This is a genomic window from Fusicatenibacter saccharivorans (assembly GCF_027667425.1).
GTDB classification, from domain to species: domain Bacteria; phylum Bacillota; class Clostridia; order Lachnospirales; family Lachnospiraceae; genus Fusicatenibacter; species Fusicatenibacter saccharivorans.
The window spans coordinates 283,425-297,876 of record NZ_JAQEGR010000001.1 but is presented as its reverse complement, the minus strand read 5'-3'; the positions used below and the strand labels follow the sequence as shown (position 1 = coordinate 297,876).

The following is a 14,452-nucleotide window of genomic DNA, read 5'->3' as shown; positions in this document are numbered from 1 at the left end:
AATGGCTGAAAAGCTGAAAAGGAAAGCCGGTGTTCTGCATTCCCTTTTTACGGGGAACACAGAACACCGGCTGATTTTTTTACTCAGATTTTATTTAGACCGGATATGCGCCGTCTTTTTTGTCAGCGGCTGCCGGATCTACTTTTGTCTGCTGTGCTTCACGATATTTGAAGAAGTCTACAGCTACCTGCGGGAACAGAGCATAGGTTAATACATCCTCATCCTGCTGTTTCCACTGCTCGATCTCTTTCTCCAGTTTTGGAAGCTCCGGCTCAAGCAGGTCTGCGTAGCGGCAGGTGATCGGCTCGGTATCGCCGATGCATTTCTTCTGTACTTCCGGATTGAACGGTTTTACAGTTGCACCGTATTTTCCGGCAAGAACGTCTTTTGTCTCTTTCGTTACCATCTTGTAACGCTCGCCCATCAGGACATTGAATACAGCCTGGGTACCAACGATCTGGGAAGACGGAGTAACCAGCGGGCACTCGCCGAGGTCTTTTCTTACGCGCGGTACTTCTTCGAGTACATCGTAGTATTTGTCCTCTGCGTGCTGCTCTTTTAACTGGCTTGTCAGGTTGGAGAGCATACCGCCCGGTACCTGATACAGAAGAGTCTTGATATTTACGCCAAGGTTCTTCGGATTTAAGAGGCCTGTATCGAGCGCTTCGTCTCTCATCGGACGGAAGTAATCTGCGATCTCAGCCAGTTTGTTCTGATCCAGACCAGTATCGTATGGAGTGCCTTTGAAGGTTTCAACCATAACCTCAGTTGCCGGCTGTGAAGTACCCATAGCGAATGGAGACATTGCGGTATCGATGATATCAACACCAGCCTCTACTGCTTTCAGGTACGTCATGGATGCAACACCGGAAGTATAGTGGGTGTGCAGCTGAATCGGAAGATCGGTTGCTTCTTTCAGCGCGGTTACCAGCTCAGTTGCCTTGTACGGAACGAGCAGGCCTGCCATATCTTTAATACAGATGGAATCTGCACCCATCTCTTCGATTCTCTTTGCCATGGTGGTCCAGTAATCCAGGGTATAAGCATCTCCTAAAGTATAGGAAAGTGCTACCTGTGCGTGGCCTTTTTCTTTGTTTGCTGCGCTGACAGCGGTCTGCAGGTTGCGCAGATCGTTCATACAGTCAAAAATACGGATGATGTCGATTCCGTTTGCAATGGATTTCTGTACGAAATACTCTACTACGTCGTCTGCGTACGGACGATATCCCAGGATATTCTGTCCACGGAACAGCATCTGCAGTTTTGTATTTTTGAATCCGTCACGGAGTTTTCTCAGTCTCATCCATGGATCTTCATGCAGAAAACGTAAGGAAGCATCGAAAGTTGCACCTCCCCAGCACTCTACTGCGTGATATCCGATTTTATCCATTTTATCGATGATCGGAAGCATCTGTTCTGTTGTCATTCTCGTCGCGATCAGGGACTGATGTGCATCACGCAGAACAGTTTCCATAATCTTGACAGGTTTCTTTTCTACTGCCATTTCTATCCTCCTAAATTAAGTGTTTCTCACTTTTGTTTGTCTTAAGAAGTTATACACCGAAGATCGCCATGAAGGTACCGGCCGCTACGGCTGTACCGATAACACCGGCTACATTCGGTCCCATTGCATGCATCAGCAGGAAGTTCGTCGGATCTGCCTCCGCACCGACTTTCTGGGATACACGGGCTGCCATAGGTACCGCAGATACACCTGCAGAACCGATCAGCGGGTTGATTCTTCCGTGGGTTGCCTTGCACAGTACCTTTCCTAACAGGACACCGCCTGCGGTACCGAATACGAATGCGATCAGACCCAGGGCAACGATCTTTAAGGTGCTGACATTTAAGAATGCCTCAGCACTTGTGGATGCACCAACGGAAGTACCAAGAAGGATAACTACAATGTACATCATGGCATTGGAAGCTGTCTCCTGGAGCTGTTTTACAACGCCGCACTCACGGAACAGGTTACCAAGCATCAGCATACCTACCAGCGGAGCGGTAGATGGAAGGATCATGCAGACAACGATGGTGATAACAATCGGGAACAGGATCTTCTCGAGTTTGGATACGGAACGAAGCTGCTCCATTTTGATTTTACGCTCTTTCTCTGTAGTCAGAAGCTTCATGACCGGCGGCTGGATGATCGGCACCAGTGACATATAGGAATATGCTGCTACGGCGATCGGTCCCATCAGATGCTGCTGTCCGAGTTTATTCAGAAGGAAAATAGAAGTCGGGCCGTCGGCACCGCCGATGATGGAGATAGCAGCTGCCTCTCTTCCATTGAATCCCATGAAAATAGCGAAGAAGTATGCCAGATAGATACCAAGCTGTGCTGCTGCACCCATGATAAAGCTGATCGGGTTTGCAATCAGCGGACCGAAGTCTGTCATCGCACCTACACCCATGAAGATCAGGGACGGAAGGATACTCCACTCGTCCAGAGTAAAGAAATAGTAGAACAGACCGCCCGCATGCTCAAGACCCTGTACGTCGGTATAAGGCTCAGCCATGATGTCCGGGTAAATGTTTACAAGCAGCATACCGAATGCGATCGGTACAAGAAGCAACGGCTCAAATTCATGCTTAATCGCAAGATACAAGAAGAAGCAAGCCACTGCGATCATAACGTAATTGCCCCAGTCCAGATTAAAAAACGCCGTCTGGTGAAGCAGGTTGTTTAAAGTTTCAGTAATCATTTTTTCACCTCCGGTTTTTTCTTACAACGGGCATTAGTTCATGGTTGCAAGAACGTCACCGGATTCTACTGCATCGCCTACTGCTACATTGATGGTTGCTACTGTGCCATCCTGCGGTGCTACAACCGGGATTTCCATCTTCATGGCTTCCAGTACAAGAACAGCATCTCCTGCTTTTACAGCGGTGCCTGCTGCTGCTTCGATTTTGCAGATTTTACCAGGTACAGAAGCAGTAACCTCTACGCTGCCTGCTGCGCCTGCCGGAGCTGCTGCTTTCGGTGCTGCCGGTGCTGCTTTTGGTGCCGGTGCTGCTTTTGCTGCGCTGACAACTGGAGCTGCGCCTGCTGTGGTTCCTTCTTCTACAGTTACGTTATATACATTTCCGTTTACGGTAATGGTGTAGTTTTTCATTGAAAATTTCCTCCTTAAGCTCTTTTGCCTTTTCTGCGGATCGGACGTGCAACATAAGCATCTCCGGATGCAGAAGCCATATCTTCTTCATACATGGCGATTGCAGCTGTAATAACAGCCTGCAGCTCCATATCGTCTGCTTCCGGTGCTGTCTCTTCAACAACCGGTGCTGCGACAGCCTTTGGTGCTTCCTGTACAGGTGCTGCCGGTGCTTTTTTCTTCTTCTTGTCTCCCAAAATGTAATCAAACGAAGAAATAACGAAAATCAGGAAAATCAGCATAACAAATACGGTACCGATTCCGATGATGGTGTTCATGCCGGCCTGGCCGATCAGAACGCCCTTTGACTCCTCAACGGTGATGGTGAGGTCGGTCGGAACTGGTGTTCCGGTGCTGATGTTCCAGAATACGCGGACAATACCAGGATTTTTTTCAAATTCACCCGGAATTGTGCAGGTTACAAAATCTCCGTCTACTTCGAGAGTACCGTCTTCCAGGCTTTTTACCTCTCCGAGGTCAGCCTTTGCCTCTTCCCATGCCTCAGCTGCTCTTGCATAGAACTGCTGGTCGGAAGCTTCCATATTGGCAAGATCGTCATCGCTGTAGGTCATCAGGCTCTGTCCTACCCACTGAACACTGGAGGAGAGCAGAGAATCTACCGTAGATGCCTCAACCGGTGAATAAGCCGGTGTAGATGCCGCATCCGCAAAAACAGGAGCTACGGTCACAACCATGGTGCAGGCTGCGGTAAGGACGAGACTTACTAATTTTTTCCAGTTCTTTCTCATCGTATGCCACCTTCCTTAGACTGTTCCGTGTTTTCTGTCCGGTCTGTCTTCTCTCTTGGTATACAGCATCTCGAATGCGCCGATAACATATTTTCTGGTGTCTTCCGGCTCGATGATGGTGTCCACATAGCCTCTTCTGGCTGCGGAAGTTACATTGTTCTGAAGGGTTGCATATTCAGCTGCTTTCTCGTTGATGGTAGCAGCGTCAGATCCTTCGTACATGATCTTTGCTGCAGATTTTGCATCCATCATTCCGATTTCTGCGTTCGGCCATGCAAATACCATGTCTGCTCCGATGGATTTGCTGTTCATGACAACGTATGCGCTTCCGTATGCTTTGCCGACAACAACGTTTACTTTCGGAACGGTTGCGTTTGCGAAAGCTGCGGTCAGGGCTGCTGCGTTCTTAGCCATGGTTCTCTCAGAGCATTTGGTTGCCTTGAATCCGGTTACGTTTGTGATGGTAAGTACCGGGATGCAGAAAGCATCGCAGAAGTTTACGAAATCTGCTGCTTTTTTGGCCCCTCTTGCGCTTAAGGTTCCATCCATTTTCTCTTTTACAGTTCCGTCCTCGCCGTAGATTTCAGAGCGGTTTGCAACTGCTCCTACGGTTGCTCCGTTTAACTGGATGAATGCGGTTACAACATCTTTTCCGTAAGCGGCTTTGGTCTCAAAATAGATGCCGTTGTCGCTGAGCTGGGAAAGAAGGATTCCGGTATCGCCTGCGCAGTTTGCAAGGTCTGCACATGCACGGTTCAGATCATCCTCGCACTCGGTGTATGCTTCGTCCTCGTTGTTTGCCGGAAGCATAGATACCAGGTTTCTGATCTGTCCGAGGATTTCTTCCTCGGTTCCAGCAAAGTCAACAAGACCTGCTTCTTCGCCCTGGAAATCTGCGGATGCGGTATCACATTTGGATACGTGGTTTCCGTCCAGTGCGTTCGGGGAGTTTACGAAAAGTTTTCCGTTTTTAGACTCCATGAACGTGAAGTCTGTCATAGCCGGGATGAGTGCCATACCGCCGCCGCAGGTACCAAATACTGCTGTGATCTGTGGAATCACGCCGGATGCCATTGCCTGCGCCATATAGATTTCGCCGAAACCGTTCAGAGCATCAGTTGCCTCCTGCAGACGCATACCGGCACAGTCTACCAGTCCGATGACCGGAGCACCTGTTTTCTGTGCAAACTCATACAGTCTCGCGATTTTTTTTGCATGCATTTCGCCGATGGTACCGCCCATCACAGACGCATCCTGGCTGTATACGTATACCAGGCTGCCGTTGATCACACCGTAACCAGTAATTACACCATCGGATGGTGTCTCCATGCCGGCCATGTTGAAATCTGTGCTTCTGGCAGTAACCTGTCCGCCGATTTCCACAAAGCTGTTTTCATCCAGCAAAGAGGCGATTCTTGTGCTCGCTAAACTTTGTGCTGTGTTACTCATTCTTCAAACCTCCATCTTTCTATTTTCATTATAAAATTTTAAACAAATTTTATACAAGTCTATCATATCTGTTTTTTCGTTTTTTTTCAATACTTTTTCTCACCTTTTTGACAGAAAATAGACAGAAAAATTTCAGATTTTTCCTATTATAAATGGAAGGTCAAACTTGATTTTTCCCGGCCTTTCCTTTTTCAAAAAGTCCTGTTTTCTTTCCGCATCGTACAAAAAAGCCGCCCGGCGGCGGCTTTTCTTACACGTTTTTCCTTCGGTTTAATATAGTTCAATGTGAACCGGAATTCCATTCTCATACTGCATCGCCGGTTCGCCAAGAATCAGCGGACGAAGATACGCCATCATCTCCTCGGTCACATCATGACCATCTTCTGTAATCCAGGAAAGCGGCACTTTCTTTTCTTTATTTGCCACTTCCGATACCGGAACGGAGGTATACTCCACGCGGTAAGGATCCGCGGAGATTCTTCGGATCGATGCCATCTGTCCTCCCTGTTTTTCCAGTGCACACTGGCAGGCTTTCATGCCGAGCATACGGGACTCCTCAAGATCGGTCGCACTCGCAAGATGAGCCGCGCACCGCTGCATCAGGTTCAGTTCAATCGATCTTACCTTACAGCCGATACGGTCACGCACCAGCTCTTCGAGTACTTTTGCAGAACCTGCAATGTAGCTGTGCCCAAACTGATCCTGTGCATCGCTCTGCACCTGCTCAGAAACATAGCGGCCCTCGCTGTCATGGATGCCCTCGCTGATTGCAACCAGAACACTGTCCTTCTGTTCCAGTTTTTCCTGCACATCCTTTAAAAACTGTTCGGTGTCAAAGACCGGCTCGCAAAGATAGATCAGGCTCGGCCCTTCTCCGCCGTTGACACGGGACAGTGCAGACGCTGCCGTCAGCCATCCTGCGTTTCTTCCCATGACCTCCACGATGGTCACAGCCTTCTTTTCATATACATGGCAGTCTCTCTCCAGCTCTGCAAAGGTTGCTGCCAGATATTTTGCCGCAGATCCAAAGCCCGGGCAGTGATCCGTTTCGACAAGATCATTGTCAATCGTCTTTGGCGCCCCGACAACAAACACATCGTCCACACCGTTTTCTTTGCAGTACTTTGACATCTTGTCTACGGTATCCATCGAATCATTTCCGCCGATATAAATAAAATAACGGATCTCATGTCTGCGAAAAATTTGAAGTATTTCTTCAAAATCCTCCTTGTTTTCTTCCGGATCGCCCAGTTTATAACGACAGGAGCCAAGCGCTGCTGCCGGGGTCTGCATCAGAAGAGAGATTTTTTCTGCTGAATCCAGTTTTTTTCCAAGATCAAGAAATTTTTCTGCAAGCACGCCTTCAATTCCATTTACCGCACCATAAATATGATCTACTTTTCCGGACAGTACAGCACAGGAAACAACTCCTGCCACCGTTGCATTGATCGCCGCGGTCGGTCCGCCAGACTGCGCTACTAACAGATTTCGCATATGATTTTCCTCCATCTATTCCCACTACTTTCTAAAAGTTTTTCACGAAATCACTTTCGCTTCGTCCTATAGCGTACCATATTTTTTTTCTTCCGTACACCCTGTTTTGCGTTTCCGGGAAAAGCCTGTAGACTTTCACAACGGATTGCAAAGTTTTTCGTTTTTTTCTTGCAGGATTGCCCTTAAAAAGCTATAATAGAAGCAATGTCCACGAAAAGGACGCAGAAAAATATACGTTTCATCAACAAAAAAACTGGAGGTTTTTTTCATGCAGACCAAGCAAGATGGCCGTCTCGGCACCGAAAAAATCGGGAAACTGATGCTCGAACTGGCCCTTCCCTCTGTCCTCGCACAGATTGTAAATGTACTATATAACATTGTAGACCGCATTTATATCGGCCGGATTCCTGATGTTGGTTCCCTGGCACTGACCGGTGTCGGCGTCACGTTTCCGATTATCACAATCATCTCCGCCTTTGCCGGATTCGCAAGTGGAGGCGGTGCTCCTCTTGCCGCCATCGCACTCGGACAGAAAAACCGGGACCGCGCAGAAAAAATTCTTGGAAGCTCCACTTCCCTGCTGCTCTTTTTCTCCGTGTGTCTGATGGCGTTTTTCTTTTTCTTTCAGACACCGCTTCTGTACCTTTTTGGTGCAAGCAGTAACACAATCCGATACGCTTCCACGTATATTTCCATTTATCTTGTCGGAACCGTATTTGTCGAGCTGGCTGTCGGATTGAATACTTTTATCAGCTGTCAGGGACACGCACGCACGGCCATGTGCTCCGTTCTCATTGGCGCTGTTATCAACATTGGTCTTGACCCGGTTTTCATCTTCGTTCTTCATATGGGTGTTTCCGGGGCCGCACTTGCTACCATTCTCTCCCAGGCTTTAAGTGCTGCATGGGTTCTTCGGTTTCTTACCTCAAAAAAATCAGGTGTCCGCCTTTCTCTTCGCACCATGAAACCGGATTTTTCCATTTTAGGCTCTGTCATGGCACTCGGCATCTCACCATTTATCATGTCTGCAACGGAAAGTGCCATCACAATCGTCATGAACCACGGGCTACAGACGTACGGCGGCGACCTCTATGTCGGCTCGATGACAATTCTCCAGTCGGTGCTGCAGCTGATTTTCGTACCGGTCAACGGCTTTACGAACGGTGTACAGCCGATCATCAGCTACAACTTTGGTGCAGGCCAGTTTGACCGTGTCCGCCAGACAATCCGGCGCATGATCGCCATTACTTTTACTGCCGCTTTCGTCTACGTTGTATTCGCAATGCTTCGTCCGGCTCTTTTTGCCGGTCTTTTCACGACTGACCCGGAACTGATTGTCATCGTAGAGAAGGTACTTCCGGTTTACATTGCCGGCATGGCAATTTTCGGACTGCAGAGCGGCGTACAGAGTTCCTTCCTCGGTCTTGGCCAGGCGAAGATTTCTCTTTTTATTGCACTGCTTCGAAAAGTCATCCTTCTGATTCCGCTTGCACTCATTCTGCCGCATTTCTTCGGTGTCATGGGCGTTTACTATGCAGAACCGATCGCTGATGTATGTTCTGTTATCACTGCCGTTACGCTGTTTCTCTGCAATATCCGGAAAATTCTTTCAACAGAAACACTTGCAAAAGTGACTCATACCGAAGAATGACAAAAGAGGCGCTCTGCGACCTTTTCCATGCACCACCCATAATCAATTTTCTCGATCGTTTCGGCTGCATAGACGGGATATTCCGCGAGAAGAATCCCGTCGATCGAATACGTAACCGAACCGACCTTTTCTCCTTTCTTTACCGGGGCTTTCAAAAGCTCCGGTAAAAAAATGTCTTTTTCCGGTATTTCTGTCTCTTTCAGAAGAGCGGGAAGCGAGCGCGCCGGATCAAGCGCCGGGCTTGTAAGGGTAAGGCGGGCGCTGCTTTTTACCTGCAGCATCCCGTCGTAAACACCGTCTGCTACTTCAATCTGCCCTGGGTTCCAGCTATGGTCCAGCACGTCACGATACATATACGATTCCAGCCCGTAGTTTAAAAGCTTTGCGGCATCCGCCCATTTATAGTTTTTATGGCTGGGCCATCCGCACGCAAGCAACGACACAATCAGACGCTTTCCATCCCGCTCCAGCGCACCGGTATAACAGTAACCGGCTTTTGCCGTGAAGCCGGTTTTTCCCGAAACAGCTCCATCCATCTGATCCAGCAGTGCGTTGTGATTATAGCAGTTGAACATGTTTTTCTTTTCCAGATCCCAGAAGGTATAGGACCGCGTCTGCGTCACTGCGAGAAACTGGGCGGCTTTCGGTGAAATCCAGACACAGTATCGCATGATCCGTGCCAGATCAGCTGCTGTCGTGTGGTGATCTCCGCCTGCGTCAGAAGCATCGAGACCGTTCGGCGTCACAAAATGCGTATCTGTGCAGCCGATTGCTGCGGCTTTTTCATTCATAAGCGATGCAAATTCCTCTACACTTCCGCCGATGGTCTCTGCAATCATTACCGCCGCGTCGTTATGCGATTCCAGCATCAGGGAATACAGAAGATCGCCAAGCAGAAACTGTTCTCCCTCCCTCACACCGAGATGTACTTTCGGCGCTGCGGCTGCTTTAGCCGATGCAGTTGCGACCGTCTGCTCTTGTCCGTTTTCCAGTGCCAGAATGCATGTCATGATTTTCGTTGTGCTCGCCATTGCCATAGGATCTGTCTCGCGTTTTCCGAACAGCACACGGCCGGTATCGCCATCCATCAGGCATGCCGCCGTTGCAAACAGCTGATTCGGCTCGCTCTCCTGCTCTGTCGCAGTCACGGACACACTTCCCAAAAACAGAAGCAGGATTCCCAGGAAAAAACCTGTCTTGTTTCTTCTTTTTCTGTTCAAAATCAGATCCCCCTTGTGTTTTTTCTCTTTAAAAACGGAAAAGCCGGACGCTCTTTTGGGACCGGCTTTTTGTCTGCTTCTTCTTCATTATATGAGGTTTCCTGTAAAATCATGGTAAAATTTCACAAAGTTATTGACACTGCGATCCATATCATGTATAATTCCCCATGTTTGTATAGAATTACTAAACTTTTTGTTTATTTTTACTGAGATTTCCTGAGAATCCGTATTCAGCAAAAGGATCCCGGGAAAGACTTTGGATGCAGAAAGGATTTTTTATGGAAATCGGAAAAAAAATCAGGGAACTGCGGATGTGGAAAGGGCTGACGCAGGAGGAACTGGCAGATCGGAGCGAGCTGTCAAAGGGATTTATTTCCCAGCTTGAAAACGATGTGACCTCTCCCTCGATCGCCACGCTGGTTGATGTTCTTACCTGCCTTGGAACGGATCTAAAAACGTTTTTCGGCGAAGAGCAGGACAATCAGGTTGTCTTTTGCGAAGAAGATTACTTTGTAAAGACCGCTGAAGCGCAGGGCAACGAGATCGCATGGATCGTTCCGAATGCACAGAAAAACAGGATGGAGCCAATCCGGCTGACGCTGCAAAGCGGCGCGTGCACCGAGATTGATTCACCGCATGAAGGCGAGGAATTCGGCTATGTACTTTCCGGCCGTATTCTCCTTCATCTTGGAGATGAATGCCACAAAGTGAAGAAAGGGGAAAGCTTCTACTATCCCGCTTCCTGTAATCACTATCTGGAAAATCCGGGTAAAACGCCGGCCATCATTCTCTGGGTCAGTTCACCGCCTTATTTTTAGATTTTTTACACCGCGTGATTTTCACGAGAAACGGTGTTCCAAATTTCACAACCCGAAAGGAGCATATTACACATGAGTACCAAATTACTTGATCTGGTCAACATCACAAAATCGTACGACGGAGTTACCATTCTGGATGATCTGAATCTTTATATCCGTGAAAACGAATTTCTTACCCTCCTTGGCCCGAGCGGCTGCGGAAAAACAACTACATTACGTATCCTCGGCGGTTTTGAGACACCGGATACCGGAAAGGTTTTATTTAACGGACAGGATATCACCCAGCTTCCGCCAAACAAACGCCAGCTAAACACGGTGTTCCAGAAATATGCTCTTTTCACGCATATGACAATTGCGGAAAACATTGCTTTCGGGCTGAAAATCAAAGGAAAATCCAAAGCATATATCAATGACAAAATCAAATACGCATTAAAACTTGTTAACCTTGAGGGTTACGAAAACCGCTCCCCGGCGCTTCTCTCCGGCGGCCAGCAGCAGCGAATCGCCATTGCGCGCGCGATTGTCAACGAACCGAAAGTTCTCCTTCTGGATGAGCCGCTCGGCGCACTTGACTTAAAGCTCCGCCAGGACATGCAGTACGAGTTGATCCGTCTGAAAAACGAACTTGGCATCACCTTTGTCTATGTCACCCACGATCAGGAAGAGGCGCTTACCATGTCGGACACGATCGTTGTCATGAACCAGGGTTATATCCAGCAGATCGGCACACCGGAAGACATCTACAATGAACCGCAGAACGCATTCGTTGCAGACTTCATCGGTGACAGCAACATTCTCGACGGCATCATGATTGAGGACCGTCTCGTCGAGATTCTCGGTGCGAAGTTCGAGTGCGTTGATGTCGGATTCGGCAAAAACAAACCGGTCGACGTTGTGATCCGCCCGGAGGATATTGATCTTGTGAAACCGGAGGAAGGTACCATCCGCGGACGTGTCACCCATCTGATTTTCAAAGGTGTTCACTATGAGATGGAGGTTACGGTGAACGGTTTTGAGCTTCTCGTTCACTCTACCGATCTGTTCCCGGTCGGACAGGAAGTCGGCATCCATGTCGATCCATTTGATATCCAGATCATGAACAAACCGGAATCCGAAGATGAGGAGGCGGCAGCCATTGAAGAGTAATAAATTAAAGAAATGGCTGGCAGCACCTTATGCCGTCTGGGCTGTTGGTTTCATCATCATCCCGCTGATCCTGATTCTCTACTATGCGTTCACCGGGGAAGAAGGCGGCTTTACCCTTTCGAATTTTGCCTACGTTGCAACGAAGGAAAACATCAAGGCACTTGGCCTGGCTCTGTGGCTCTCACTCCTTAGCACAGTACTCTGTCTTGTCCTTGCCTATCCGCTTGCCATGATTCTGGCAAACCGGAATGTCAACCAGACCAGCTTTATTGTGCTGATCTTCATTCTCCCGATGTGGATGAACTTTCTGCTCCGTACGCTTGCATGGCAGACACTGCTTGAGAAAAACGGCGTCATCAACAGCATTCTCTCGTTTTTCCATCTGCCCGGCATTTCCATCATCAACACACCGGGAGCGATCATTCTCGGTATGGTGTACAACTTCCTGCCGTTTATGGTTCTGCCGATCTACAATGTTCTGATTAAGATCGACCGTGATGTCATCAACGCAGCAAGGGACCTCGGAGCAAACAGTGTGCAGACGTTTCTGAAAGTAACGCTGCCACTCACCACGCCGGGTATCGTAAGCGGTATTACCATGGTATTCATCCCGGCGCTTACAACCTTTGTTATTTCCGACCTGCTCGGCGGAAGCAAGATCCTTCTGATCGGAAACGTCATCGAGCAGGAGTTCAAACAGACCAACAACTGGAATGCCGGAAGTGCACTCTCCACAGTCCTGATGATCTTCATCATCCTGTCGATGGTTCTGATGAACAAATACGATAAAGACGGGGAGGGAACGGCATTTTGAGAAAGAAACTGGAAAAAATTTACATGGCGCTCATCTTTATTCTTCTGTATGCGCCGATTGTCACCCTTGTGGTGCTCTCCTTTAATGCATCAAAAACGCGTGCCAAATGGGGCGGCTTTACGCTGCACTGGTACCGTTCACTGTTTGCCAATACAGAGATCATGAACGCGCTGTATACAACGTTAATCATTGCGCTTCTTGCCTCTGCGATTGCAACCATCCTTGGAACGCTTGCGTGCATCGGCATCAACAGCATGTCAAAAAAAAGCCGGACGCTTTTCATGGGTATTACGAACATCCCGATGCTGAACGGTGAGATCGTTATGGGAATCTCGCTGATGCTGCTCTTTATCATCTGCCGCATTCAGCTTGGATTCGGCACGATTCTGATGGCGCATATCACGTTCAATGTTCCTTATGTTATTTTGAGCGTTATGCCGAAATTAAAGCAGACGAACAAATCAACGTACGAGGCAGCCCTCGACCTTGGCGCTTCCCCTCTGTACGCGTTTTGGAAAGTCATCTTCCCGGACATCATGCCGGGTGTTGTTTCAGGCTTTCTGCTCTCCTTTACCATGTCCCTCGATGATTTCGTTATCACCTACTTCACCAAGGGACCGGGCGTTGATACGCTCTCCACAAAGATTTATGCCGAAGTCCGCAAGGGAATCAAGCCGGAGATGTACTCGCTCTCCACAATTCTTTTTGTCACCGTACTGCTTCTGCTGCTCCTTGTGAATGTGAATCCTTCTCCGAAGGAAGAAAAAGAGGAGGCAAAAGAGCGCGAGGCTATGGCGAAGAAGGGCATCCGTTTCCGCATCACGAAACGTGTGGTCTTCCGCCGGATTCTTCCGATCGCCATGGTGCTTGTCATCGGCGGCGGCGGTATTTACTACGGAAGCCAGAATGCTTCAGCCGGCGGCTCCCAGCAGCTGATTGTGTACAATTGGGGCGAATATATGGATTCTGATGTCATCGATATCTTTGAGGAAGAAACCGGTATCCACGTTGTTTACGAGGAGTATGAGACGAACGAAATCATGTATCCGAAGATCAAATCCGGTGCGATTTCCTACGATCTTGTCTGCCCGTCCGACTATATGATTCAGAAGATGATCCAGAACGATCTGCTGCAGCCGATCAACTTTGACCATATTCCGAACGCTTCCAACATTGGAGATATGTACTACGAGACTTCCGAGCAGTTCGACCCGGGCAATCTCTACTCGATCCCGTACTGCTGGGGAACAGTTGGTATTCTGTACAACAAAAAAATGGTAAGCGAGCCGATCGACTCCTGGTCTGTTCTGTGGGATACCAATTACCGCGACAGCATTCTGATGCAGGACAGCGTGCGCGATGCGTTTGCTGTTGCTTTAAAGGATCTGGGATACTCCTTAAACTCCACCAATATCAAGGAGCTGACGGAGGCGAAGGATCTGCTTGTGACACAGAAACCTCTCGTGCAGGCGTACGTTGTGGATCAGGTGCGTGACAAGATGATCGGAAATGAGGCGGCTATCGGCGTTATTTACTCCGGTGAAGCTATCTACACGAAGCGTGAAAACCCGGATCTGGAATACGTTGTTCCAAAAGAAGGCTCCAACGTCTGGATCGATTCCTGGTGCATTCCAAAAGATGCGCAGCATGTCGAGAACGCAGAGAAATTCCTGAATTTCCTCTGCCGGCCGGACATCGCACTGAAAAACTTTGAGTATATTACCTACTCTACGCCGAATGATGCGGCGCGTGAACTGATTGAGGATGACGATATCCGAAACAGTGAAATCGCCTTCCCGGATGAGGAAACGCTTGCACGGTGCGAAACCTTTACGTATCTTGGCGATGATGCCGATGAGGTTTACAACCAGCTGTGGCGTGAAGTAAAATCAAATTAAAGATCTGCTTTCGGACAAAAAAAGATCCCGGTCAGGAATTCTTAGGAAAGATTCCTGC

At 48.6% G+C, this 14,452-nt stretch carries 12 protein-coding genes; 5 read left to right on the top strand and 7 right to left on the bottom strand.

What is annotated here, in order from left to right:
• Positions 1–94: 94 nt before the first annotated feature.
• The 6 genes from PGS38_RS01360 to PGS38_RS01335 all read right to left on the bottom strand — a co-directional run bounded on the left by PGS38_RS01360 (position 95) and on the right by PGS38_RS01335 (position 6,847).
• A complete protein-coding gene (locus tag PGS38_RS01360; protein WP_117804070.1) occupies positions 95–1,504 on the bottom strand; it encodes an oxaloacetate decarboxylase subunit alpha in 1,410 nt (469 codons plus the stop codon).
• A 49-nt stretch (positions 1,505–1,553) separates the two neighbouring features.
• Positions 1,554–2,705 carry a sodium ion-translocating decarboxylase subunit beta gene (locus PGS38_RS01355; protein ID WP_022462333.1) on the bottom strand — a complete coding sequence of 384 codons (1,152 nt, stop codon included), beginning with the start codon at positions 2,703–2,705 and terminating at the stop codon, positions 1,554–1,556.
• A 33-nt stretch (positions 2,706–2,738) separates the two neighbouring features.
• Positions 2,739–3,116: a biotin/lipoyl-containing protein gene (locus PGS38_RS01350; protein WP_117509004.1), complete on the bottom strand. Its 378-nt coding sequence runs from the start codon at positions 3,114–3,116 to the stop codon at positions 2,739–2,741.
• 14 nt (positions 3,117–3,130) lie between these two features.
• Entirely contained in the window at positions 3,131–3,904 is a 774-nt protein-coding gene (locus PGS38_RS01345; RefSeq protein ID WP_118659149.1) for an OadG family protein, read from the bottom strand.
• A gap of 15 nt (positions 3,905–3,919) precedes the next feature.
• Complete coding sequence (locus tag PGS38_RS01340; RefSeq protein WP_022462330.1) at positions 3,920–5,353, bottom strand: acyl-CoA carboxylase subunit beta; 1,434 nt, start codon at positions 5,351–5,353, stop codon at positions 3,920–3,922.
• 270 nt (positions 5,354–5,623) lie between these two features.
• The gene (locus PGS38_RS01335; protein WP_055226388.1) at positions 5,624–6,847 is read right to left on the bottom strand and encodes a 6-phosphofructokinase; all 1,224 of its coding nucleotides are present in this window, start codon (positions 6,845–6,847) and stop codon (positions 5,624–5,626) included.
• Positions 6,848–7,115: 268 nt separating this feature from the next.
• Here PGS38_RS01335 and PGS38_RS01330 point away from each other — a divergent pair, with 268 nt between their 5' ends.
• Positions 7,116–8,498 (top strand): MATE family efflux transporter, encoded by a 1,383-nt coding sequence (locus tag PGS38_RS01330; protein WP_055226390.1) that lies wholly within the window; start codon positions 7,116–7,118, stop codon positions 8,496–8,498.
• On the opposite strand, the gene PGS38_RS01325 is transcribed toward PGS38_RS01330, so the two are convergent.
• Complete coding sequence (locus PGS38_RS01325) at positions 8,483–9,718, bottom strand: D-alanyl-D-alanine carboxypeptidase family protein (RefSeq protein WP_226906314.1); 1,236 nt, start codon at positions 9,716–9,718, stop codon at positions 8,483–8,485. The genes PGS38_RS01330 and PGS38_RS01325 overlap by 16 nt on opposite strands.
• A gap of 278 nt (positions 9,719–9,996) precedes the next feature.
• Between PGS38_RS01325 and PGS38_RS01320 the strand changes: the two genes are divergently transcribed.
• From PGS38_RS01320 to PGS38_RS01305, 4 genes are all read left to right on the top strand, one after another.
• Positions 9,997–10,536 (top strand): cupin domain-containing protein, encoded by a 540-nt coding sequence (locus PGS38_RS01320; protein WP_055226534.1) that lies wholly within the window; start codon positions 9,997–9,999, stop codon positions 10,534–10,536.
• Between the two features lie 72 nt (positions 10,537–10,608).
• The gene (locus tag PGS38_RS01315) at positions 10,609–11,682 is read left to right on the top strand and encodes an ABC transporter ATP-binding protein (RefSeq protein WP_055226392.1); all 1,074 of its coding nucleotides are present in this window, start codon (positions 10,609–10,611) and stop codon (positions 11,680–11,682) included.
• Positions 11,654–12,496: an ABC transporter permease gene (locus PGS38_RS01310; protein WP_055226393.1), complete on the top strand. Its 843-nt coding sequence runs from the start codon at positions 11,654–11,656 to the stop codon at positions 12,494–12,496. Before PGS38_RS01315 ends, PGS38_RS01310 begins: the two co-directional genes overlap by 29 nt.
• Before the next feature lie 23 nt (positions 12,497–12,519).
• A complete protein-coding gene (locus tag PGS38_RS01305) occupies positions 12,520–14,394 on the top strand; it encodes an extracellular solute-binding protein (RefSeq protein WP_179964625.1) in 1,875 nt (624 codons plus the stop codon).
• The last annotated feature ends 58 nt before the right edge of the window (positions 14,395–14,452 follow it).

Excerpts from the sequence above, each read along its gene's own strand:
- PGS38_RS01360 (WP_117804070.1), bottom strand. The coding sequence starts at position 1,504 with ATGGCAGTAGAAAAGAAACCTGTCAAGATTATGGAAACTGTTCTGCGT.
- PGS38_RS01355 (WP_022462333.1), bottom strand. The coding sequence starts at position 2,705 with ATGATTACTGAAACTTTAAACAACCTGCTTCACCAGACGGCGTTTTTT.
- PGS38_RS01350 (WP_117509004.1), bottom strand. The coding sequence starts at position 3,116 with ATGAAAAACTACACCATTACCGTAAACGGAAATGTATATAACGTAACT.
- PGS38_RS01345 (WP_118659149.1), bottom strand. The coding sequence starts at position 3,904 with ATGAGAAAGAACTGGAAAAAATTAGTAAGTCTCGTCCTTACCGCAGCC.
- PGS38_RS01340 (WP_022462330.1), bottom strand. The coding sequence starts at position 5,353 with ATGAGTAACACAGCACAAAGTTTAGCGAGCACAAGAATCGCCTCTTTG.
- PGS38_RS01335 (WP_055226388.1), bottom strand. The coding sequence starts at position 6,847 with ATGCGAAATCTGTTAGTAGCGCAGTCTGGCGGACCGACCGCGGCGATC.
- PGS38_RS01330 (WP_055226390.1), top strand. The coding sequence starts at position 7,116 with ATGCAGACCAAGCAAGATGGCCGTCTCGGCACCGAAAAAATCGGGAAA.
- PGS38_RS01320 (WP_055226534.1), top strand. The coding sequence starts at position 9,997 with ATGGAAATCGGAAAAAAAATCAGGGAACTGCGGATGTGGAAAGGGCTG.
- PGS38_RS01315 (WP_055226392.1), top strand. The coding sequence starts at position 10,609 with ATGAGTACCAAATTACTTGATCTGGTCAACATCACAAAATCGTACGAC.
- PGS38_RS01310 (WP_055226393.1), top strand. The coding sequence starts at position 11,654 with ATGAGGAGGCGGCAGCCATTGAAGAGTAATAAATTAAAGAAATGGCTG.
- PGS38_RS01305 (WP_179964625.1), top strand. The coding sequence starts at position 12,520 with ATGGCGCTCATCTTTATTCTTCTGTATGCGCCGATTGTCACCCTTGTG.